Annotated in this window: 19 protein-coding genes; 5 read left to right on the top strand and 14 right to left on the bottom strand. The window is 55.1% G+C overall.

The genetic code is table 11. From position 1 onward, the window contains the following. Positions 1–43: 43 nt before the first annotated feature. The 6 genes from ACJA3S_RS13180 to ACJA3S_RS13155 form a co-directional block, all read right to left on the bottom strand. Positions 44–1,324, bottom strand: a complete 1,281-nt coding sequence (locus tag ACJA3S_RS13180) for an OprD family porin (protein ID WP_406822180.1) — start codon at positions 1,322–1,324, stop codon at positions 44–46. Between the two features lie 738 nt (positions 1,325–2,062). Beyond that, the gene (locus ACJA3S_RS13175) at positions 2,063–3,265 is read right to left on the bottom strand and encodes an MFS transporter (RefSeq protein ID WP_406822179.1); all 1,203 of its coding nucleotides are present in this window, start codon (positions 3,263–3,265) and stop codon (positions 2,063–2,065) included. Continuing rightward, complete coding sequence (locus tag ACJA3S_RS13170) at positions 3,262–4,401, bottom strand: flavin monoamine oxidase family protein (RefSeq protein WP_406822178.1); 1,140 nt, start codon at positions 4,399–4,401, stop codon at positions 3,262–3,264. The genes ACJA3S_RS13175 and ACJA3S_RS13170 overlap by 4 nt, the downstream gene beginning before the upstream one ends. Beyond that, on the bottom strand, positions 4,398–5,066 hold the full coding sequence (locus tag ACJA3S_RS13165; RefSeq protein ID WP_406822177.1) for a cupin domain-containing protein: 669 nt from the start codon (positions 5,064–5,066) through the stop codon (positions 4,398–4,400). Before ACJA3S_RS13165 ends, ACJA3S_RS13170 begins: the two co-directional genes overlap by 4 nt. 62 nt (positions 5,067–5,128) lie before the next feature. Next, a complete protein-coding gene (locus ACJA3S_RS13160; protein ID WP_279845968.1) occupies positions 5,129–5,470 on the bottom strand; it encodes a carboxymuconolactone decarboxylase family protein in 342 nt (113 codons plus the stop codon). 71 nt (positions 5,471–5,541) lie between these two features. Further along, a complete protein-coding gene (locus ACJA3S_RS13155; protein ID WP_260270064.1) occupies positions 5,542–6,315 on the bottom strand; it encodes an SDR family NAD(P)-dependent oxidoreductase in 774 nt (257 codons plus the stop codon). Positions 6,316–6,448: 133 nt separating this feature from the next. Here ACJA3S_RS13155 and gcvA point away from each other — a divergent pair, with 133 nt between their 5' ends. The 3 genes from gcvA to ACJA3S_RS13140 all read left to right on the top strand — a co-directional run bounded on the left by gcvA (position 6,449) and on the right by ACJA3S_RS13140 (position 9,551). Continuing rightward, entirely contained in the window at positions 6,449–7,375 is a 927-nt protein-coding gene (gcvA, locus tag ACJA3S_RS13150) for a transcriptional regulator GcvA (protein ID WP_406822176.1), read from the top strand. Positions 7,376–7,589: 214 nt separating this feature from the next. Beyond that, positions 7,590–8,786, top strand: coding sequence for an MFS transporter (locus ACJA3S_RS13145; protein ID WP_406822175.1), 1,197 nt, complete (start codon positions 7,590–7,592; stop codon positions 8,784–8,786). An 81-nt stretch (positions 8,787–8,867) separates the two neighbouring features. Then, positions 8,868–9,551, top strand: a complete 684-nt coding sequence (locus tag ACJA3S_RS13140) for a metallophosphoesterase (protein WP_406822174.1) — start codon at positions 8,868–8,870, stop codon at positions 9,549–9,551. A 56-nt stretch (positions 9,552–9,607) separates the two neighbouring features. On the opposite strand, the gene ACJA3S_RS13135 is transcribed toward ACJA3S_RS13140, so the two are convergent. From ACJA3S_RS13135 to ACJA3S_RS13115, 5 genes are all read right to left on the bottom strand, one after another. Continuing rightward, positions 9,608–10,801 carry a CynX/NimT family MFS transporter gene (locus tag ACJA3S_RS13135; protein ID WP_406822173.1) on the bottom strand — a complete coding sequence of 398 codons (1,194 nt, stop codon included), beginning with the start codon at positions 10,799–10,801 and terminating at the stop codon, positions 9,608–9,610. Positions 10,802–11,009: 208 nt separating this feature from the next. Next, positions 11,010–11,870, bottom strand: a complete 861-nt coding sequence (locus ACJA3S_RS13130; protein ID WP_260270069.1) for a fumarylacetoacetate hydrolase family protein — start codon at positions 11,868–11,870, stop codon at positions 11,010–11,012. 36 nt (positions 11,871–11,906) lie between these two features. Next, positions 11,907–12,734 carry an alpha/beta fold hydrolase gene (locus ACJA3S_RS13125; protein ID WP_260270070.1) on the bottom strand — a complete coding sequence of 276 codons (828 nt, stop codon included), beginning with the start codon at positions 12,732–12,734 and terminating at the stop codon, positions 11,907–11,909. A 28-nt stretch (positions 12,735–12,762) separates the two neighbouring features. Then, on the bottom strand, positions 12,763–13,179 hold the full coding sequence (locus tag ACJA3S_RS13120) for a RidA family protein (protein WP_260270071.1): 417 nt from the start codon (positions 13,177–13,179) through the stop codon (positions 12,763–12,765). A gap of 126 nt (positions 13,180–13,305) precedes the next feature. Beyond that, positions 13,306–14,667, bottom strand: a complete 1,362-nt coding sequence (locus tag ACJA3S_RS13115; protein ID WP_260270072.1) for an amidohydrolase family protein — start codon at positions 14,665–14,667, stop codon at positions 13,306–13,308. Between the two features lie 268 nt (positions 14,668–14,935). Here ACJA3S_RS13115 and ACJA3S_RS13110 point away from each other — a divergent pair, with 268 nt between their 5' ends. Then, positions 14,936–15,628 carry a GntR family transcriptional regulator gene (locus ACJA3S_RS13110; protein ID WP_406822172.1) on the top strand — a complete coding sequence of 231 codons (693 nt, stop codon included), beginning with the start codon at positions 14,936–14,938 and terminating at the stop codon, positions 15,626–15,628. 212 nt (positions 15,629–15,840) lie between these two features. On the opposite strand, the gene ACJA3S_RS13105 is transcribed toward ACJA3S_RS13110, so the two are convergent. From ACJA3S_RS13105 to ACJA3S_RS13095, 3 genes are read right to left on the bottom strand one after another with little or no spacing between them, the layout of a single operon-like run. Further along, positions 15,841–16,818 (bottom strand): ABC transporter permease, encoded by a 978-nt coding sequence (locus ACJA3S_RS13105; protein WP_406822171.1) that lies wholly within the window; start codon positions 16,816–16,818, stop codon positions 15,841–15,843. Next, a complete protein-coding gene (locus tag ACJA3S_RS13100; RefSeq protein ID WP_406822170.1) occupies positions 16,805–18,352 on the bottom strand; it encodes a sugar ABC transporter ATP-binding protein in 1,548 nt (515 codons plus the stop codon). The genes ACJA3S_RS13105 and ACJA3S_RS13100 overlap by 14 nt, the downstream gene beginning before the upstream one ends. Before the next feature lie 8 nt (positions 18,353–18,360). After that, a complete protein-coding gene (locus ACJA3S_RS13095; protein ID WP_406822169.1) occupies positions 18,361–19,440 on the bottom strand; it encodes a substrate-binding domain-containing protein in 1,080 nt (359 codons plus the stop codon). A gap of 561 nt (positions 19,441–20,001) precedes the next feature. Here ACJA3S_RS13095 and ACJA3S_RS13090 point away from each other — a divergent pair. Then, positions 20,002–22,161 carry a TonB-dependent siderophore receptor gene (locus ACJA3S_RS13090; RefSeq protein WP_406822168.1) on the top strand — a complete coding sequence of 720 codons (2,160 nt, stop codon included), beginning with the start codon at positions 20,002–20,004 and terminating at the stop codon, positions 22,159–22,161. The last annotated feature ends 47 nt before the right edge of the window (positions 22,162–22,208 follow it).

Below are 22,208 nucleotides of genomic sequence, written 5' to 3'. Positions count from 1 at the left end.
CTAATGGCGGAGATAAAGCCTGGAGTGAATCTGAATTGGTTATTCAGAAAATGCTCAGAGGGTACTCCACGAAAACTCGAACCTCGTTGCCGCCAATGTTGTAATCCGAGGATTTTTCCGAAATCCTGAGTATTGAGCTTCGGGCTCGGAAGGTAAGATCCTTGGCCGGCCCACTTTGGACGATATATTTGATCTGGTTTAAAATCTCACGCTCGGTACCGCCCGTGCTGTCGCGAGTGGTGATATCGGTGCCGCGCACGTAGGCGAAATTGTAGGTCAGCCCAGGAATTCCAACCGCGGCAAAGTCGAACCCGTAACCCAGCTGCCAGCTACGTTCATCAGCGGCGTTGAAGTCCGACCAGTACGAGTTGGCAAGCCATACCGTACTCCCGCCATCACCGATGCCGCCTGCATTTTGATAGCCGCCATATGGGTAACCAAGAAGACTATCACCAGAGCTCCGCTGATGAGCAACGGTAACGCTATGCGACCCAAAGCTGTAGGTTGCCGCCAGACTCCAGATTTTGTTGTCGTCACCTTGAGTGTTCAAACGGTCGACAACAGCGCTATCAAGCTTTGTTTTGTAGCCATTGAAGTCAAGTTTGAGGGACGAATCTTTTTCGATCGGCAACACATAATTGACATTGAGGTACTGCTTCTCCACCTGATCCTCAACATCAGAGAAGAACAGGGAGGTACTCAGGTTATCGTTGAAGCTGTATGAGCCACCCAGCACGTTGATGGATTTCAAGCCGCTGTCGCGACTGGCTTCGCTTTTTCGCGACTCAGCGTGAAAACGTGCAAGGTTGAGTTCCAACCCCGTAATCTCTTTTGATACCACAGATGTCCCTGTGTAGGTTTCTGGCAGAAGCCTGGTGTCGGCGTAGCTGAGCACGGGATAGTTGGGCATCTGATCACCGTAGCTGATGACGGTGTTGGAGAATCGCATCTTCACGGCACCGCCGGCCTTCGAAATGTCATCCGCGGCTTTGCCACTATCTCCATGTTTGAAAAAATCGATACCGCCTGCCCCACTTCGGCCCCGCCCCCCATCTAAACGCACAGCCAGCATTGCATGAGCATCAACGCCAAGCCCAATCAGTCCAGGGGTGAATCCCGAACTGAATTTCCCGATCACGCCCTGCCCCCACTCAGCACGATCGCGGACGCCATCTTTGAAGTCACGATTGATATAGGCATTACGAAGCAACAAGTTAAACTTGCTATCATCTTCGAACTCACCAGCCTGAGCAGTTCCAACGAAAACTGGACTTGCTGCCAATATCAGGCTTCCAGCTAAGGCGACAGCATGGTTGTTCAACATTTGTTTTCCTTATTTTTGCTGATAAATAATCTGGGCAGAGCTCGCCCGAGCGAGCGCCTGGGCGTCACTCTGCAAGTCAGTAGAGAGCCAGAATCAACACTTCCGCAGGAGGTTATTCAAGGAGGAGCAGCCCTCGTGGTAGGGCGCTGCAAGGATACTAGACTGAAATATAGTTCACTGACAATACTATTTTAACGTCATCAGCAGCACTTTTTGATGATCGCCTGAAACCACCGTAATAGAGCGCCTAGAGAGGGTAATGCCATGCAGGGGGGAGATGAGGACGCGCCCTGACATAGGATTTTCTGGGCCGAGCGCAGGATCGAGCCATCGGACTCATAGCCGAGAAAAACCGATCTTGGCGAGAAATGAACATAAATTGGCAGATTAAAGCACATGAGAAATCGGGGGATGCGTTGAGATATTTTTGAGTATCACCTCATGCCTCCCCCTTGGAAAGCTCAGAGGAAATCAGAACAACACAATAGACGACTGGAAACTTGCTGACTTACATTAGTAAACAGAGATTCGAAGTCAGCACCCATTTCAGCCGCCTGATGAAACAGGATACTAATTAGAAAGTAGCCTGAACTCAAAAGCCGGCGGCCCAGGCGTCTTCTTCCTCACTCACACCACCAGGATGTCGCACCACTGACGGTTGGGCTTCCCTGTGAGGCGATCCTACTCGTGCACTCCACGGTAAGCTTCGGTGGTACTCGCCTGCTATACCTATAAAGCTCATTTTTTCTGTAAAGGGTCGCCTCGCAGAAAGAAAACGAGTATCACGGCTGCGATGAAGAGCGGAATAAGTGAAACCCACAGTACAGTCTGCCATCCGTAAACGCTGAGGATGCCGCCCGACGAAAACGAACCAACGGCCATCACTCCGAACACAATGAAATCGTTGAGCGACTGCACCTTGGTTTTTTCTTCAGGTCGGTGGCACTCCAACACAAGTGCGGACGCGCCAAGGAAGCCGAAGTTCCAGCCCACGCCAAGCAATACGAGCAACCCATAAAAATGGAGTACATCAACCCCAGCGAGGCCTATGCAGGTCGACATCATCGTCAAAAGCAGGCCGGTAACCGCAATTGTTTTCGCTCCGAATCGAGCGATCAGATTGCCCGTGAAAAAACTGGGCGCGTACATCGCGACCACATGCCATTGAAGGCCGGTATTGGCACTGTGAAGCGGATGACCTTCGTGGTGCATTGCCAGCGGCGCCGCGGTCATCAGAAAATTCATCAGCATGTAAGAGATGGAGCCGCAGACTACAGCAGCCAAGAAAGGCTGATGCCTCACGATTTGCGAAATAGGCCTGCCACCGGATGATGCTGCGTAGGTTGGCAACGGCAAGCGCACTCCGACGAGTATTGCCCCTGAGAGCATTGCCACCGCGGCTTGCGCTAGGAACGTAGCTCCGTAAAGGGGTTGCGGCCATAAGCTCATCGTCCAGTTCACTAGCTGGGGGCCTACTACTCCCGCTGCAACTCCGCCAGCCATGACCAATGACATCGCCCGGGCGCGCTTGGAAGCAGAGACCCCATCAGCCGCGGCGAAGCGAAACGACAGGACTACTGCCGCATATGCACCTGCGAAAAGCATTGCAGCACAGAACAGCCAGAACGAAGCGACTGTCACCGCTGCGAACGCGGTAAGGCCAGCAACTACTCCGGCACCGGTGCCTAGCAGGAACGTCGCACGCCGGCCAAATCGCTGTGTGAACATGCCAATTGGGAGAATGCTCAAGGCCATGCCCACTACGAAAATGGAGATGGGTAAAGTCGCGAGCAATTTTGAGGGTGAGAGCGTCTCCCCTACGATCGCTCCGGTCGCATAGACCACTACCGAGTTTGCGCCCGCCAGGGCTTGTGCGATCACTAGGCGCCAAAGATTGCCTCGCTGGCGGCACTCACCCAACTCGACTGCCACCGCTGTCATGAGGTTATCCCTGTGTTTAGTTTATTTTGGCCGCCGACCACCTCGAACACAGCCTTCTCGGTAGTCTCGACAGCACCTGCCAGATAGCCAGGAAATTGATGCGACCACTCACTGGCAATACACCTCAGCCGCCCAGCCCAAGGTGCAAATTTGACCTCAGCTTCTAGACGCATCGGGTGGTGATCGCCGACAAATAAATCTTCAGCCGTAGCAGTGAAGAGCTCAGTCGACCAATCTTGAAGAAACTCCGCTGTAGGTGTTCCAGCTTGGGGGCCAAAGATTCGAACCAATTGATCGCGGCACATCGCCTTGATTTGCTGGAGGGATAGCCGCTTACGAGCCTGGGCGGTCACTCCCAAAAAACCGAAAAGTGCGGCATGACCGCCAGGCACCGAGGCATCATGCATTTCCACCATGGGCCCGACAGTGCTTCGAGCTTGTCCTGATAGCCCCTCCCCGCTCCAAAAGTCGGCTTCATACACGGCTACATATTTGGCATGAGGAGCCATCCAGGTAGCGGTTGCACGCCAGCTTTGGATAATCTCGTTCGGTAGCATCGGCTCGAAAATCAAATTCTGAGCAGCAATGCGCGGTGGCACCGCAAGCAACACATGCTCAACCGCCCAGTGCTGCACCTCATCATCACCACTCTGGCATTCGATAATCACGCAAGAGCCGTCAATCTTCATGTGGCGAACTGGGGTGCCGACAATCAGTTTCGCAGGGTCAAGACTCTCCACTAGGGCGTCAACCAACGCACTCATGCCGCCGAGCAGTCGAAATGAGCTTGGCGCAGAATGAAAACTGGGCACTCGAACTGGAAGGGAATCTACTGCTCGCTCGATGAAAGCATCACCCTGCCCTGGCTGCTCAAAACGCTTCAGACCAAGGCTATTGATCAGGGCATCCAACTGAGGCTGAAACTCTGGCCAAAACCATGATGGCCCCAGGTCGAACCGATTAGTGATGGTTTCGGGTGCAACACCAATTCCGTCTGGCGAAACCGAAAGAATACGTCCACCCAGACGATTCCGAGCTTCGAGCAAAACGTAGTCGATACCGTGCGCCTGAAGCAGATACGCTGCGTAAAGTCCGCTCAGCCCTCCCCCAACGATGCCGACCCGCGCGCGCCTCATCTCAAATCTCCAAGTCCAATCAGTTGCCCCTGCCGAAAATAAACTGTCGCACCTCCCTCATCAGCATGAAGGGTTGTGAAACCACCAGCCGGAAACCGAAGCCAACTGCCGGCTGCGTAATGCTGGTTACCCTCAACCAACGCTCCCGAGACGATAAGAAGTTCGCAATCATCCTCAGCGGGGTTGAGCACCTCAGCGCCCGCAGGCAGGCGCAGTAGGCATACACGCTCTCGTGGGCTGACATGCAGCGGACACATCTGCTGACCATCGACTTCACGCCATGTCGCAGGCGCGTGCGTGTCAATTCGCGTCACCACCTGGTCATTGGCATCCATCTGCCACAGCTTCACGAAAATTACCGCGCCCTTTGGGCTTGAAGGTGAGTGGCTAGAGCCTGGCGGGTTACGCAGATACCAACCTTCCGGGTACTCGCTTTCATCGTCGGCGAACGTACCGGACAACACCAAAATCTCTTCGCCGCCTGGATGTTCATGGGCTTGAAAGCTGGAGCCAGGGGCGTAACGAACAAGGCTGGTGGCTCGTGCTTTTTCACCGCCAACGCGATCAAGCATTACCCTCTCGACACCTGGTTGAGGAGAGGCAGTCCACCGCTGTTCCTCTGGAGTTACGATGGCACGGAGAGAAAAATCTGCGTTGATAAGCACGCGGTCGGTCTCCTGGATCTAGCCGCAGGGGGCAAGCAAATTGCCCCCTGCGCGTTCCACAATCAGGTGGTGGGCAACTGCCCGTGAGCCTCTAATACACGCGCAGAGTAGACCAGCGCAGCACCGGCATTGAGCGCGACAGCGACACCCAGCGCTTCTGCGATTTCTCCACGGGTCGCCCCATGCTCGGCGGCCTTTTTGGTATGTACGCTGATACACCCATCGCAGCGCGTTGTGACAGCAACGGCTAGCGCGATCAGCTCGTGGGTCTTGCCATCCAGATGACCCGTCTTGGCCGCCGCGCCGTCCATCGTCACCAGGCCGCGGACAGTGTCCGGGCTCTGTTTGGCGAACTCCCCAACGTGCTCCATAAGAGCATCACGGTAAGCGTTCCAGTCCTTCATCATTTCAGTATTCCTCGCCAATAGGCTATGACGAGGGTGCGAGCATCATGGCCACACCCCCTTGTCATTCTTCAGTTACGGCCAGCCATCACACCACCGTCAACGTCCCAAATCGCGCCAGTTACCCAGCTGGCTTTTTCGGACAGCAGGAACGCAACAACCTCTGCGACCTCCAGTGGAGTGCCGACTCGGCCAATCGGGTGGAAGCCGTTGAAGCCCTGAAGTGCAGAGTGGACTTCTGCCTTGGGAATGAACCCTTCGTAGATTGGCGTCTGAACGACTGCAGGCGATACGGCATTGACGCGGATGTTTTTGGAAGCAAGCTCCATCGCCAGGTGCTGGGTCAGAGAGTGCAGCGCCGCTTTTGCCATCGAATAAGCGGAGGATGGCGTCGCGGCAATGGCTTGCTTGCCCCACATCGATCCGATATTCACGATGGCACCAGGGCGACCTTGTGCGGCGAGATTCGCAGCAACTTTTTGGGTGATGAAGAACGTTGCCTTGTTCAACTGCATGTACTGGTCATAGTCGGCATCCTGGTGCTCCAGGAAGGGCTTGGGAAAGAACACCCCGGCAGCATTCACCAGCAGGTCAACGTCTTTGTGCTGTTCGTCAATAGCCTTGAGCAGGGCAGCGACACCTTCTGCGTCCTTGAGGTCGGCAGTCAGAGCGCTGACTTTGCCGAGACCGGACAGTTCATGCTGGGCTTGCTGTGTCTTTTCAGCGCGGCTGCCGACAATGACCACTTCCCCGCCTTGCTCCAGCACCAGCCGCGCCGTTTCGAGGCCCATGCCACTGGTGCCACCAATAACCAACAATTTCTTGCCGAAGAATTGACCGTTCATTCTGAGATCCTCACACGCTAGGGCTTTTGAAAGAGCAGCTGATCCGCTGCTTGGTGAGGGAATTATTCGCAAGGAAGCGGACACCAGACAAACGAGATAAAATGCCTATACGATAAAGAAAAGGTTTAGCGTCATGATCGCCCCCAACCGCTTGAATGCGCTGCGTGCTTTCGAAGCCAGTGCTCGCCACCAGAGCTTTGCAGGCGCCGCTCAGGAGCTCAACGTCACACCTGCGGCGGTAGGCCAACTCGTGCGCACCCTTGAACGATGGCTGGGCACTCCTCTATTTCACAGAGGCTCAACCGGCAAGGTTCGACTCGTGATGACCGAAACGGCAGAACGGGCACTGCCAGACATCCGAGCAGGGTTTGAAAGATTGATGATCGGCGTCGAGAAGATGAGAGAACAGTCGCCCAACGGTTTGCTCACCGTAACAGTCAGCCCTGCCTTCGCTGCCAAATGGTTACTGCCTAGAATCGAACGATTCCATGCGACCTGGCCGGACACTGACGTGAGGCTCGATACCCAACTTAAAGCCGTCGACTTCTTGGCTGATCGCGTGGATATAGGGGTTCGATACGGCGCAGGGACTTGGCCTGGCCTGACAGCGGTGAAGCTCATGGAGGAGGAAATCTATCCGGTCTGTTCACCGCGCTTAGCAAGCGGTGTCGCAGCAATGACTCAACCCTGCGACCTGCTTAAGCACACCCTCATCCACGACATGTCGATGGACGCTAGTGCCGGATTCACCACATGGGATAACTGGTTAGGCTCATGTGGCGTCAGTGGAGCAGCCACACAGAGAGGCATGAAAATCAACAACTCGGCAGCCGTGCTGCAGGCGGCAATCGAGGGACAGGGAATAGCGCTCGCTCGAAGCGTGATGGCCCGGGATGATATCGCCTCAGGCCGCCTGATACGGTTGTTCCCCGATATACAGGTGATGTCACCCCTTTCCTATTTCGTAGTCTATCGAAGCGAGTGTGCCGATCAGGTACGCGTGAAAGCGTTTCGAGACTGGTTGATACAAGAGGCGCAGGCGGTGACTGGCGAGAAATGAGCACAACATGGCAGGAAGCAGCATTTTCGCTTCCGGCAAGGTTGATATCATTGCTGAGCGCTCAGTTCTGGCGGCGCTTGGGTCGCGATCGGTGATCCAGTCTTGATAGTTGGTGTCTGCAATACGTGCAGATGCATCCCGTGCAGGTGAACTCTGAGTTTGGCACAGCCCCTGTGCTGAAGCCTTGCTCAGCACGTTGATAGTGAGGTTTAACGTGTCCACTTCATCTGCTGCAACGTCGTCGACGTCTGCCACCAAAAGCTGGCTGTTACTGGCGAGCATTCTCCTACTGGCCGCAACCCTTCGCGCCCCCATCACAAGCCTGGGCCCGGTGCTCTTGGATATTCAGAGCGCCCTCGGAATCGACGCGCGCGTTGCGGGATTACTACACGCCACCCCCCTGGTTATCTTCGCTGTCGTCGCACTTGCAGCCCCAGCTATTGGTCGCAAGATGGGAATTGCGCGAGCCATTTGGTTTGCACTTATCCTGATCGTTGCTGGCACGACCGTGCGTTCGATTTCAGGCGCAGGCTTGATCTGGCTCGGGACTGCAGCACTCAGTACAGGTATCGCAATCTGTAACGTGCTGCTGCCAGGCTTCGTCAAGCAAAAATTCGGAGCCAAAGGCCCTGGAGTGATTGGTCTGTACGTAGCTGCGATGGCCGTAATGGCCGGCGTGGCGACCGGTGTCGCGGTGCCTATCGCGACAGCGCCAGGTTTTGACTGGCACTGGTCTATAGGCATCTGGGCCATCCCCGCCCTGGCAGCGCTGCTGCTTTGGCTACCCCAACTGAAAACTGATGCTGCAGGCACTCAAGCAAAGGGCACGAGCATGCCGGCTGCATCACCATGGGCGAGCTCGAAAGGTTGGCAAATTGCGATCTTCTTTGCACTGCACTCTTTCGTGTTTTACTGCGTCATCGACTGGTACACCGCGTATGCATCCGTACACGCAATTTCACCTGCCACCGCGGGCCTTTACCTGTTGCTCTACCAGATTGTCTCGACGGTAGCGAACATAACGACCGGCCCCATGATCAAGCGACAGTCCGATCAAGCAGCCATGGGCTTCGCATGCGGCCTGGTAATGGTAGCTGGCTCCTGCGGCCTGCTGTTCCAGCCCGAGCTCTCCATTGTGTGGATGGTTTTGTTGGGACTGAGCGCTGGCGTCTCTATGGTGCTGAGCATCTCCCTGTTCGGCCTGCGTACTCATTCACCCGAACAAGCTGCCAAGGTGTCAGGCATGGCCCAATTTTTTGGTTACGCAATTGCAGCACTGGGCCAGGTCGGTGTGGGCATGCTGCATGAAACCAGCGAAAGCTGGACAGGGCCGCTCGTACTTATGGTTGCAGCCAGCGTTGGCGTGATGATCTTCGCAGCCATGGCAGGTCGTACAGGCTACGTCGAGTAGTTGCCCCCCAGATGCTCGGCGCCTCGTGGCGCTGAGCATCTCAGTTCAGCCGCCACCGGAAGCGGCGCAGAGAGGCTAAAAATGTTCAAGCGACTATCAGCCAACACGAAAGGTCGGGATTACATTGTTGGTGATATTCATTTCAGAACAGAGCAGCTCTACCTGGGGTTGAATGCTCTCGGGTTTGATTACAACAACGACCGCCTGATCACGGTTGGAGATGTGGTCGATCGAGGCCCGGATGTCCGCGAGGGACTGGAGCTATTCAACAAACCCTGGTTTCACTCGGTGCGAGGCAACCATGAATGGATGCTGATTGAAGCCTTCAGACAAGGCCCCCAAACCCCATCAAAAGGTAATGGCGCGGACTGGTGGCTTACTTTGGACATGACGCTTCAACAGCACCTTGTGCGCACATTCGAACAGCTTCCGATAGCCATCGAAATCGACTCATCCAACGGAACAGTTGGCGTTGTCCATGCTGACGTTCCAAAGGGAATCAGCTGGGGTCATCTGACCCAACGGTTGGGCAGGAAGAGGATCTCAGGAACTGCCTTGTGGAGTTCAAAGCGGGTGAAGACACGTGATCACTCTGGCGTGAGCGGAGCCTGGCGTGTCTGTGTGGGCCACACCACAGTAGATGCGCCGACGAGGCTTGGGAACGTCCTTGCATTAGATACAACGGGTGGGCTGGGTGGCTCTCTGGCATTCTACTGCCCCTCTACCGACCTCATCTTCATGGACGGCCACCCCTGCACTTCCTGAATCCTGAGCGCGGAAAGTAGATGAGCTTGACCTTGCGCAAGCTCATCCACACCTGTTCAGGCGCGCCCTGGCTTGCCTGACAGAGAGGCAAATACTGTTACCCCTACACTTGCGACCACTATCAAGGTCAGCGGCCAGAACCAGCCGTCCATCGCATCTCGCAACACGCCAATTCCCAGCGGCCCGAGTGCTGCGCCGGTATATCCAATAAATTGCGCCATCCCTGACAGCTTCGCTGCCTGCTGTGGCGTTTCCGTGCAGATGGCGAACAGGGCAATGCTCATCACCATCGTGCCTCCTGCGCCCAAGCCAAGTAACGCAACCCACAGCAATGCGAGCTGGGGTTGAATCAGCAATCCGGTCGCCCCCACCACCAACACTGAACCACACGCGAACCCAATCCACGAGAGGTTCGTCAATTTGCGAATGATCGGGCCGGTGAAGATGTTCGCGATCGTCGAAATGATCTGGTAAATGAGAAGGTGATAGCCAGCAGTCGCAGCAGACATCCCTGTGTCCTCTGCATAAGCCGTATACCAGCCAATGACGCAGTAGAACACCAGTGAGTGCAATGCGAAGAAGATCGCTATACACCAGCCTTTCCTACTTCTCCACGGAGAAAAGGTACAGGTACTGTTTTCTGATCGAACAGACTGAGTCCGACTGGAGCGCAATTGCGGCATCCAAATGATCAGAGCAAGCAGAGATAGCATGGCCCAGATACCGAGCGACCAACGCCAATCGAGACCCGGCATTTGGGCAATGGGTATCGCAATGCCGGATGCAATCCCTGCAACAATGGCCATTGCAGCGACGTAGAGACCGATCAGCCACGGGCCACGCTCACCGAACTCATGCTTGACGTAGCTCGGCAGCAGCACGTTACTGATCGCAATGCCAGCACTGAGCAGCACTGTCCCTATCCATACCGCCCCTTCCCCAGGAGAGGAGCGCACCAGTGTGCCCGCGGTGATGATCACCAGCGACAGGCCTAACGCTCGCCCCACTCCCACTAGACGCCCAATTTTCGGCGCTATCAGTGAGACCAGCGCAAAACAAACCAAGGGTAACGCCTGTATCAGGCCCGCTGCGAGTGATCCAAAATCACCGTCTCGCTGAATGTCCAGCAGAACCGGGCCCACGCTTGTGATGGGAGCGCGCAGCGTAGCGCCAATCAAAAGGACACCGAGGATCAAAAGCCACCGCCGCTGAACCTTCAGCGCGGCGATTTCTATAGCACGACTATTCACAACTTACCTCACGTCGACAAGGCAGAGCTATGCACTTGGACTTAAGCACTGTAGCGATCAGAGCTTCGGTGGAAGCAACAGCGAAAATCTGACCCAGCTCTTGTATGTAATTGTTGGTTTAGAACCAGCGCATTTCGGAAAGCTGAAGCAAAAAAAAGCCGCCCCGTAAGGCGGCAAAAAACCTCACCAACACAACACTTGTGCGAGATTACTCGAAGCGGTTTTCGATAGCGCCGAGGCCATCGATTTCAACCCGTACGACATCTCCAGACTTGAGGAAACGTTGTGGGTTGAAGCCCATCCCAACGCCAGCTGGGGTGCCGGTCACGATGATGTCACCTGGGTAGAGGGTGATACCACGCGAGCAGGTCTCGATCAGGGTCGGGATATCGAAGATCATGTTTTCAGTCGGGCCGTCCTGGCGCAGCTCGCCATTGACCCAGCAACGTACGCGGGTCTTGCAACCGTCGAGCTCGTCAGCGGTTACCAACCAAGGCCCCATTGGGCAGAAGGCGTCCAGCGACTTACCCAGATCCCACTGCTGGTGACGAACCTGGAGGTCACGGGCACTGACGTCGTTCACTACGGTGTAGCCGTAGACATGATTCAGGGCATCAGCTTTGGAAATGTTTTTACCACCCTTGCCGATGACCAGTGCCAGCTCTGCCTCGTAGTCCACCTGGCTGGTGACATCAGGCTGAAGAGGAATGGTGTCGTACGGGCCGGTAACGGTCTCCGGCAGTTTGTTGAACACGATCGGCCAGGATTTGACGTCGGCGTCGTTCGCTTTGAAGACAGAACCCGAGAGTTCTTTGGCGTGTTCGTGGTAGTTGCGACCTACGCAGATAATGTTGCGCAGAGGGCGCGGCAATGGCGCTTCAATTTTCACGTCGGAGACCTGGACGGACTCGTCACGCAGGCTCGGCAGCGACTGGCCCTCTGCGTTTCGACGAATCAGCTCCAGCAGACCATCTTCAGCAGGGGCATCAAAAGGCTGGATGGACTTTTCATCTTTGCTCAGCAAACCGATGAAGCGTTGACCTGCTTGGGAATAAGTTACCAGTTTCACGGTAGTTCCTCGCTAAAACAACTCTCGCTTAGAGAGTCAGGAAAGATTGTGTTTTTTGAAAAACGCCATAACTTCGCGTACTACACGCTCAGGATGCTCGGTTGCAGGCAAATGCGCACAGGCACCCAGGAGGAGCACATCGGCGTGCGGTAAGTGCTCGGCAATCTTGAGCGTCAGCTCTTCGGCTGGGAACATCACATCGTTTCTTCCGTGAATGAGAAGCGTCGGGCATTTGATCTGCTCAAACTCTTCCCCTGTCAGGGTTGCTTCATCAATGTAACTTTGCTTATTACCCTGGAACATGCGGGTAAAATACGGGCCATAAACGCCGTCATGGAGAATATCCATGCGCAAATCGAGAAGCTCGTCCGTGATTACAGACGTATCAAACATCAAACCCGTCAGGGTGGATTTCAAGGCTTCACGCGTCTCCGGGAACGTCCAGCACTTTTCCGTTTCGGCGTTGCACTCGAAATGCTCACCCATTGTCCCTGTCGTAACCAGGGCTTTGACGCGAGCGTCCTCTGCCGCAAGGCGCAACGCGAGGTAGCCCGAGATCGAGTGACCAATGACGTAGACCTCATCTCGCCCGGTATGAGCAACCAAGGCACGGACTTGATCCATCCACAGTTCAAGATCGAACGGTTCACCCTCGGGTTTCTTTGCAGATCCACCGAAACCAAACATGTCCATGATGAACACGTTGAAATGCTCAGCCAAAGGCTCAAGGACGAATCGCCAAGTACCGAACGCCGCCGCACCTGGGCCAGATCCATGAAGCAGGAGGAGCGGCGTGCCTTTACCAGCCTCCCAGCACTTGGCAACCAATCCTCTGACTTCAAGATCGAATGCGTTCAGTTGCATGGCTTTTCTCCAATCTGTACGTGATTAATCAGTCGCGCGCCTGAACAATGGCTTCTACTTCGAAGAGGAAGTCCTCTTTGACCAGGCGATCGATGGTCAGCAGTGTGTTCGGCGGATAATCAGTGCCTTCGAACCATTTCGGGAAGTGCTCGGCGCGCAGACGGTGGAAATGCTCCAGATCCTGCGAGTGCACCACGTAGGTGGTGAAACGAACGATATCGTTGAAGCCGCAGCCCAGCCCACGAAGCACGTCGCCCAGATTCTGGAAGACTTGAAGGAACTGCGCTTCGAAGTCATGACGACCAGCAACGCTGCCATCTGGAGCTACTGCAAGCTGGCCTGCCAGGAAATGCAGCTTACCGCCGCTGGTGGTACCCACGTGGGAATAGCGACCTTGAGCAGGTGCAGCGCCTTCAGGATTGCTGTAAGTAACTTTATGAGCCATGACATGCTTCCTTTATTAATATTTGAACAACAACTTTCAGCAGCTTTCACAGGGTAAACGCTGCCCTCCCCCTGCTATAAGCCGGGGATTTTTACTACTAAAACTTAGAACAAAACTGCGAGAGTCTTAGTGGACAAAGTTGCCTTTGCCGGTTTCTTCATCGAACTGATACAACCCGCCCAGGAAAATCTTGGTGCGTTCATACCATTTGCGCTTGCGCGGTGCAGGCGGAGTACGATCGATTGGCTTGCCGCCTTTGAAGATGTAGTCGAACTGGGATGGCTTTTGCAGAATGCAGATGTCATCCAGAGGATTGCCAGGAACTACGAGAATGTCGGCGTAGCGCCCTGCTTCCAGCAGCCCCACTTTATTCCGGTACCGCGGCGACAGCAGACGCGTCACTGCATGAGTATTGGAGTGAATCGCTTGCAATGGGGTAAGACCCAAGAGCTTGACGAAGATCTCCATTTCACGAGCGTGCCATTGACCGTAAGGCACCGGCGACCAGCCGCTTTCACTACCGGCCAGCAGCGGGACACCTGCATCAAATGCTCGACGCAAGTTGACTTGTGCAGCTTCGATCTCGCGTTTGAATGCATCAGCGCCCGATGCACCTGCAAGCGACTGGTTAGCTTCTACGAGGTTGTAGAGCAGTGTGATGGTAGGCGTGATGACCACGTTATTGGTCAAGCACGCTTCGATACCACGATCGTCGATGTATGAGGCATGGAACAGGTTGTCGAAGCCTGCAATCGCGGCATCGCGTGCGGAATCGGTAGAGCGCGCATGGACACTGCACAGCTTGCCCAGACGGTGGGTTTCATCTGCGATGATTTTGAGCTCTTCGAGCGTAAACGCAGAGCAGTCTTGAGCATCCGGGGTGATCAGGTTGTCGTTGGAACCAGACACCTTGATGGCATCCACTTCTTCTTTAGCCTGCAAACGGATCGCTTCAACCAGGTCGCTGTGAGTCTTAACCAGCACCGCGCTTTGGCCAAGCGGGAACTCCATGTTGCTTGGGAAGGAGTCCTCCAAGCCCTGGTGGTTGGTCAACTGTTTCCCCGAAACGGTGAAGCGCGGCCCAGGGAACATGTCGGTATCAACCGCGTCTCGCACCGCTTGGGCGACTGCGTAGGTGGTTGCAGCGTCAAAGGCGCTGGTCACGCCAGCCTGGAGTACCTTTTTGGCGTAGTAGAGAGCCTTGGCGGTACGGAACTCTACCGGGGTGTACAGCGCATTTTCTTCCTCGGAACGAGACTCGCCGAAGGAGATATGGGTATGCCCATCAATGAGGCCTGGCATGATAGTTCGCCCTTCGAGAGCGATCACTTGATAGGCAGGCCCTTGATACTGAACAGGGAGTGAAGCTGCCGGCCCAACCCAGGCGATCAGCTCGCCCTCGGTGACTACGGCACCTTGTTCGAGAGGAGCGTTCAAGCTCCCATCGACGACACGTCCCTTGAGGATGTAGCCCTTTTGCTGACTCATAGATTTCTCCTGTTTTTACTTTTGTTGTGGGCAGGTAGGAATGAGTTTTTGCGCCGTTCTCGGCGTCGCTTATTTTGTATAAAATCGACTCTACACAATGAAATTTTGCCCGGCAATACCGAAAGACCGCCAACAACATTTACGCAGAAATCACATAACTAGCTGATTTTTAAGGATATTTTTAAGATGAAAATCAGAAGTGGCGAGATACAGTGATTTTTTGTCGTTTGTATGCAATATTATTTTTCTCATAGCGATGGTCATTTTCATGGCACAAAAATCTCAGCAACGCATTGGGGCGAACCCGCCCCTCTCCCTTCACGAGGTGGCATACCGCGAATTGCGCAATGCCATCCTCAACGGTGTGTTCAGTCCAGGTCAGGTTTTGCGTCAAGAAGAGGTGGCGAATCGGCTGGGGGTCAGTCGCAGTCCGCTCAGGGAAGCTCTGCCGAGGCTCGAATCGGAGGGAATGGTTGTGCTCAATCCTCGCCGCGGCTATTCAGTTGCCAAGCTTGAAGCTGAACACATCATCGAAGCATTTGAGCTACGAACACTCCTGGAGCAGGAGCTGGGGCGACACGCGATCCGCAGACGCACGAATGCCGAAATCGCGGAGGTCTATTCAATCCTTGCGGAAATGGGAACAGCGGCAGAGCTGTCAGAGGAGGATATGAATCAGTGGTTTGAGCTGAATGCTCAGTTCCACCTTGCCTTGTTTGCCAGCGCTAACCGACCTCAATTCATGAGAGCCTTGAATGGCACGCGCGGCGCCATCGAGTGCTACGTTCGTGCAGAGGTACGACTCACGGGAGACCTGATGGAGGCGCAAGCCGAGCACAGTGAAATTGCACGAGCATTCGCCACCGGAGATGAGGAAGGGTTTCTTTCACTCATTCGTGAGCACTCCTTCCATACCAAGAATCGGTTGCTTAGCGGGCTGGAGAGACAAGTCGAAGCTTGACGATCAGGGAGAGCACCTTAAGCATGCTCTCCCTCGCCCGGACTACCATCGAATGTATTGAAGCATCTCCCAAGATCGGACAAGTTTTCGTCCGAACTGCTTGACGTTGGCGCCGATGCGCCGCACCTGAAATCCAATTTTCATCACCCTACTCCCAGCGTCTGCCGATGACCCGCAAACGAATCTGCGGGCCGAGCATTGAATGGCGATTGTCAGTTAGCTTTGCCGCGGAAGCGGTCAAGCATCACAGCCAGGATGATTACCAGGCCAACTGCAAGCATCTGGTAGAAGGTCGATACGCCAGTGATGTTCATGGCGTTCGTCAGCATGCTTAAGATGATCACGCCATACAGAACGTGGTGGATGCCGCCGCTGCCACCCTTGAGCGCAACGCCACCCAAGACGACCGCCGCAATGGATTCGAGCGTCAAATTAGGTGAAGCCACTGGCTCGGCAGCGCTAGTCCAACTGGTCATGACGATGGCACAGATACCTGCGGTCAAACCCGAGAACCCGTAGACCAGCGTTGTATAGCGCGGCACATTCAATCCTGATTTGGTCGCCGCGCTGCTGTTGGAACCAATCGCGTATACATAGCGACCGAAAACGGTTTTGCGCAGAAGAATCCATGCTGCAACTACGGTCGCGCCACCGATCCAGATGATCACTGGCAACCCCAGGAGCGTGCCAAAGCCTACGGCGTTAGCGAAGCTCTCAGGGATGTTATAGATAGGAACACCGTGGGACAGGATCAGGGCCAGCGCCTGCGAAATTGAGAGCATGCCAAGCGTAACGATCAAAGGGGTCGTCTTCATATAGGAAATGATGGCGCCACTGAACAACCCCATGACGCTACCCGTGATCAGCATTGTGGCAATCCCCGCCCATACGCCGTACTGCTCCATCACCAGGATTCCGGACACACCGGCAAGGGACATCACTGCCGCAATGGAGAGGTCAAGACCTCCACTGATTACTGCCAGGCATTGACCGACAGCTGCTATCGCAAGCGGCACCATCTGCTTGCCAAGGTTCGCCAGGTTGCTCGCTGACATGAACCGTGGCTCGATGAGCGTGGCCACTACCGCAATCACCACGATAAAAAGAGGAAGAATGAGCTCACCCTTCTTGAATCGGCGGCGCCGGCTGACCACTGGGGCACTCATCGAGACTTCTTTAATTGCTGCCATGGATCAATTCCTCACTGCGTTGCACGGTACCGCCTAAAACATCACGGAGAATTTCAGGGGTGAGCTGGGGATCAGGTTGCGGGTAAAAGCCGGCCACCGAACCGTGGTACATCGTATAAACCACGTCGGAGAGCGATAAGGTTTCCGGCAGATCGCTTGACAGCAGAAGCACCGAAAGCCCTTGATCGGTCAGCGTCCTGAGGAGGTTGTGAACTTCTTCCTTGGCGCCGACATCGATACCTGCCGTGGGATCTTCAAGAACCAGCAGCGATGTTGAGTAGGTAAGACACCTCGCCAGCAAAACCTTTTGCTGATTGCCACCACTGAGGTCAGTGAGTGGCTGCTCAGGAGTTGCCAAACGAGTCCGCACCTCGGCAACACGCTTGGCGACATCATCCCGCTCGCGCTTGGCATTGATCCAACCGAAACGACTGAAGCTGCGCACGTACTGAATGCTCAGGTTTTCACGGATGTTCATATCAGCGAAAACGCAGTTCGCAGCTCGCCCGGTAGGCAGGAATGCAATCCCTCGCTCCGCCGCATGGGCAGGACTTTTCGGGCAGTATTTAGCTCCGTCGATCTCGATCAACAAAGGTGTACGAGGAGCCAGCCCAACGACCGCATCCATGACTTGCTCACGACCGCAACCAACGACACCGTACAGACTGACAATCTGCCCACGCTTGATCTCGATCCCGGCAACTGGCGCACCGGCCACCCCATGGATTGTCATGACTGGAGCGGAGTCGCAGCGGCGCGCCGTTCTGGTAACAGTACCGGCGAGTCGCCTGCCGGCAATCAACTCTGAAAGGTGATCCTGGTCTCGAATGCTGCTAATCGATGCAGACTGAACGAGCTGACCGCTGCGCATGATGCTGACCTGGTCAGCAAGCTGCATAACCTCTTCAAGGTGGTGAGTGACGAAAATGATTCCGATACCCTGCCCCTTCAAGCGGTCGATCACTCGATAGAGCTTTGCCTTTTCATTGGCGTTGAGCATCGCCGTAGGCTCATCCAGGATGAGCAACCTTGGCGACTTGATCAAAGCCTTGGCTATCTCGATCAGTTGCTGAGAAGCAACAGGAAGATCTCCCGTTCTGGTATCGAGATCCACGTCCAGGTCGAGCTCGTCGAGCAACCCCTTCACGGTCTGGATTTCCGACCCGGGGGCACTGCGCCACAACCGGGTCTCGCTGCCCAGGCATATGTTCTCGCGAACCGTCAGGTCGGGCAGGACGGAAAGCTCCTGGAAAACCACCGCAACTCCCAGCGCCTGAGAATCCCGGATGCTACGCACCTGGGCCTCAGCGGCGCGGAACAAGACCTTTCCATCATCCTGAGGATAGAGCCCGCAAATGATCTTGCCGATGGTTGACTTACCCGCGCCATTTTCACCAAGCAGGCAATGAACCTGCCCCTGATAAAAGCTGAGCGAAACGTCCTTGAGTGCCTGGGTAGCGCCGAACGCCTTACTCAAATTGCGCACCTCAACCAGAGGCTCAGAGGCACACTCGCCGCCCAGCTGCGAATACATGACCGCGCTCATCGCGATGCACTCGACAGCTGTTCTGGCGACCACCCCTCAGGTGGGAGGTCATAAACATCGTAGGGGTAGGTTTTTACGTTGCTCGACTGCAGGAGCTGATTAGGTACAGCAATTTGTGGGTAAGGCATGCCTTCAGACTTCTGCATAGCAGGCATCGGCAACCCTTCGTTCTGCCTGATGGCGTACTGAACGATCAAGCGCCCGATGAGAATGCCTGGCTCTGAGGCCACCGCCAGCAGCTGCTTGTTTTCAATGAGTGGCACTACTCGGCGGGTAATCGTGCCGGTCACGACTTTTGCCTGACTACCCTGCTGCTTCACAGCTTGAACTGCGCCCATACCCGTGGGAATTGCAGGGGTGTAGACATAGCTCGCATCAGCATTGGTCTGCAGCAAGTCGGAGGTCATCGCGAGCCCCGACTCCAGGTTCATGCCGCCACCCTGTGCGCCGTTGATGACTTCCAGGCCCGCGCATTTAGCCGCCGCATCGTTGAAGCCAACTGCTCGCAGACGAGCCCACTCTGCACCGGCTGGGCCAGGTACCACGATGACCTTCCGGTGCTCAGCGCCCTTATCAGTGCACACCGCCCCGGCCAAGGCCGCCCCGATACCAACGTCACTTTGACCAACACCGAAGTCCACACTGGGGCTGTTCACCGGGATCCCAGCAGCCGCAACGTTGATCCCGCTTGCCTTCAGCCGCTTCAGAAGTGGCGTGTAACCATCGAAGGCTGCAGCGCCCAAAACAACCGTATTGACACCTAGAGATTGCAAGGTTTCCAGCTGACCAAACTGCTCCCGCACCTTCCCGTACCCGCCCGCCACAGTGAGCTGAACGACTTTCACATTGGACAGTTTGGCCTCATCAGCGATGCCATAGGCGATGCCCTTCCAGAAATCATCCTGCAAGTGCACGAGGCTTGCGCCGATGGTCAGTGGCTTGGTGGCAGTTAAGGGAGGGACGACGCCTTGGAGGCGATCGACTTCGGCAAATGCGCTACTTCCCAGGCTCAACACCCCAAGGGTGATGGCCGTGAATGCGGTGCGCACAACAGGGCTGGAACGTCTGCTTTTCATCACTGGATCCTTTCTTGTGGACTTATTTGTGGCAGTGAAAAACGGCAACGCTGAGTACAGCTAGCGGTGATTTCTTGTTTTTGCCCACTTTATACAATCACAAAGACTTGACAAGACCCTTCCGTAGAAAATTGCATGCAGAAAATATTTATCCAATAGAATCAATAGGATAGAAATCACGACAAAAAAATACAGGCGACAAAAAATTGCATGCAAAAATCAAAGGCATGCTGATTTGACGGTTTTTGAGTGTGATGAGCAGCCGAACGCTTGGGTTGCGCCCTCGATGGCGTGCCTTGAAATGAGCCAGCGCTTTCGCAATCTACGCGGGGCGGCGAGAGCGAAGGAAATGATGAAGATAGGTAGTGCATGCATCTGGCTGTGCAGGCAGTGACCTATGCCTTAGGCATATCTAATTCTGGGTCAAACCACCTGTCAATCGGTGCAGTCCGCACGTTGGCGTGACGAAGTTACTAATTGGCGCCTTCGCAATATCTGATGCATCGCGGAGCATCGCAGAATAGCCGGCAATTTCTAGATGAGAAGCAAGTCGGAGTGTAAATGCGTCGCATTAGCCTTATCAGTAGCTTCATCGTGGCCACGGGCACCTTGGTCAAACCCCTCCTGCTTCAAGCAGCGGAACAACCAGAGTCCTCGCAGCCAGGCGTGTATGAAATTCCAGCTTCAGATGTGACGGCTGACGCCTATTACCCCGTAGCCGTGACCGAAGACTCGGGTTCCTATACGACAGGGCAAACTCCGGCGGCGACCCGGCTTCCATTAACCATCAAGGAAACACCCCAGTCGGTTACGGTGGTCACGCGCCAACGGATGGACGATCAGCACCTCAACTCCATCAAGGAAGTTTTGGACAATACCACTGGGATCTCCCCTTCCACGCTCGACTATCGTTCCAGCTACTACGCCCGCGGCTTCAAGGTCGACAGTTTCCAATATGACGGTATCCCCACGACTTTCATGAGTGGGACTGACTACCTCGACACGGCTTTCTACGATCGAGTCGAAGTCGTCAGAGGGTCGACGGGGCTGCTCACAGGTGCGGGGAACCCGTCGGCCTCGATCAACCTGGTCAGGAAACGACCGACCCAGGAGTTTCGTGGCGAACTCTCGCTAAGCGCCGGCAGCTGGGACAATTACCGAGGGACGATCGACTTGTCCGGCCCACTCTCAGAAACAGGCAAACTTAGAGGGCGCTTCATTGCTGTAGAACAGGATGCGCACTCGTTCATCGATGGCTACACCGACAAGCGTCGTGCCTACTATGGCACTCTCGCTGCGGATCTGACTGACGATACGACGGTGACTGTCGGATATGACTACCAGAACCTCAAGCCGCGAGGCATGCCTTGGGGAGGCCTGCCACTCTTCAATAGCGATGGCAGCCGCACTGACTGGTCGAGGTCGCAAACAGCTGCCGCGCCTTGGAGTAGGTGGGACAACCGGGTGACAACCGCATTCGTGGATGTAGAGCATCGTTTAGGCAATGACTGGACACTGCGTGGCGTTTTCAACCAAGGCCGCATTGATTATGAAGAACGCCTGTTTGGCGTGGGGTCGACTGTCGCCGCTGACGGCTCGGTGTCTGTCGATGCTCTTGGGGACGACGGGAAAGTGCGACAGAACAGCTTCGACGTGATGGCATCGGGGCCCTTCACCTTCATGGGCAGGGAGCATGAGATGGTGATCGGCGCAATGCAATCGAAGAGAAAGCAAAATGACGCGAGCACCGGTTATCTCGCCAGGAAGATGACGCTCGACCCAATTGCTGATTTTGGAAACTACTCTGGGAACTACCCTAACCTCGATTTCGATGCTGCAGGTTTCGACACCTTTTCAGACAGCACCATCAAGCAGAAGGGGCTTTACACGGTCGGTCGCTTTTCTTTGGCTGACCCGCTCCATCTGATCATCGGTGGTCGGTTCAACTATTACGAATACGAGAGTGACAGCGCCAATAACAGTCTCACTAAGCGAAAATTCGTGCCATATGCAGGCCTGATTTACGACATCAACGACACCTACTCGACCTACGTGAGTTACACCAGCATCTTCAACCCTCAGACCTATCGTGACAGTAGCGGCTCTGTACTCGCCCCGACAGAGGGCAAGACAACCGAGATCGGTTTGAAAGGCGAATACCTGGACGGTCGTTTGAGTGCGAGCGTGGCAGTATTTGAAGCCAAACTGGATAACGTGGCTGAACAGGATCCTGCCAACCGAACCCCCGATGGCGCTACAGCCTACAACGCGGTGAGTGGCACCAAGAGCAAAGGTTTCGACATCGACATTCAGGGCGAGCTGACGCCCAATTGGAATGTGTTCACTGGGATCTCTCATTTCACAGCTTCGTCTGCAGACGGCAGTCGGTTGAACAGCAATATCCCCCGCACGACTGCCAAGCTGTTCACTACGTATCGCATGCCGGGCGACTTCAATAAGCTGACAGTGGGCGGCGGAGTGAATTGGCAGAGCCGGTTCTACCAGCAAACCACCGGGTCTCAAGGCGCAGTCACAGTCAACCAGGAGTCATATGCATTGGCGTCGCTCATGGCTCGCTACGATGTGACAGAGGATACGGACGTTACCCTCAACGTGAACAACCTATTCGATAAAACCTACTCCACCATGACTGGCTTCTACGGCACCTACGTGTATGGGGCTCCACGTAACGCCAGCGTGACCCTCCGCTATCGTTTCTGACCGTTGTACGAGAGCTACATGAGGGGCGGTCACCGACCGCCCCTTAC

The organism is Pseudomonas sp. KnCO4 (assembly GCF_045344305.1).
Classification (GTDB): Bacteria; Pseudomonadota; Gammaproteobacteria; order Pseudomonadales; family Pseudomonadaceae; genus Aquipseudomonas; species Aquipseudomonas anuradhapurensis.
The sequence above is the reverse complement of the archived record's forward strand: the minus strand, read 5'-3'. Positions and strand labels throughout refer to the sequence as shown.

Coding starts and splice junctions, on each gene's coding strand:
- ACJA3S_RS13180 (WP_406822180.1), bottom strand. CDS start 1,324: ATGTTGAACAACCATGCTGTCGCCTTAGCTGGAAGCCTGATATTGGCA.
- ACJA3S_RS13175 (WP_406822179.1), bottom strand. CDS start 3,265: ATGACAGCGGTGGCAGTCGAGTTGGGTGAGTGCCGCCAGCGAGGCAAT.
- ACJA3S_RS13170 (WP_406822178.1), bottom strand. CDS start 4,401: ATGAGGCGCGCGCGGGTCGGCATCGTTGGGGGAGGGCTGAGCGGACTT.
- ACJA3S_RS13160 (WP_279845968.1), bottom strand. CDS start 5,470: ATGAAGGACTGGAACGCTTACCGTGATGCTCTTATGGAGCACGTTGGG.
- ACJA3S_RS13155 (WP_260270064.1), bottom strand. CDS start 6,315: ATGAACGGTCAATTCTTCGGCAAGAAATTGTTGGTTATTGGTGGCACC.
- gcvA (WP_406822176.1), top strand. CDS start 6,449: ATGATCGCCCCCAACCGCTTGAATGCGCTGCGTGCTTTCGAAGCCAGT.
- ACJA3S_RS13140 (WP_406822174.1), top strand. CDS start 8,868: ATGTTCAAGCGACTATCAGCCAACACGAAAGGTCGGGATTACATTGTT.
- ACJA3S_RS13125 (WP_260270070.1), bottom strand. CDS start 12,734: ATGCAACTGAACGCATTCGATCTTGAAGTCAGAGGATTGGTTGCCAAG.
- ACJA3S_RS13120 (WP_260270071.1), bottom strand. CDS start 13,179: ATGGCTCATAAAGTTACTTACAGCAATCCTGAAGGCGCTGCACCTGCT.
- ACJA3S_RS13115 (WP_260270072.1), bottom strand. CDS start 14,667: ATGAGTCAGCAAAAGGGCTACATCCTCAAGGGACGTGTCGTCGATGGG.
- ACJA3S_RS13110 (WP_406822172.1), top strand. CDS start 14,936: ATGGCACAAAAATCTCAGCAACGCATTGGGGCGAACCCGCCCCTCTCC.
- ACJA3S_RS13105 (WP_406822171.1), bottom strand. CDS start 16,818: ATGGCAGCAATTAAAGAAGTCTCGATGAGTGCCCCAGTGGTCAGCCGG.
- ACJA3S_RS13100 (WP_406822170.1), bottom strand. CDS start 18,352: ATGTATTCGCAGCTGGGCGGCGAGTGTGCCTCTGAGCCTCTGGTTGAG.
- ACJA3S_RS13095 (WP_406822169.1), bottom strand. CDS start 19,440: ATGAAAAGCAGACGTTCCAGCCCTGTTGTGCGCACCGCATTCACGGCC.
- ACJA3S_RS13090 (WP_406822168.1), top strand. CDS start 20,002: ATGCGTCGCATTAGCCTTATCAGTAGCTTCATCGTGGCCACGGGCACC.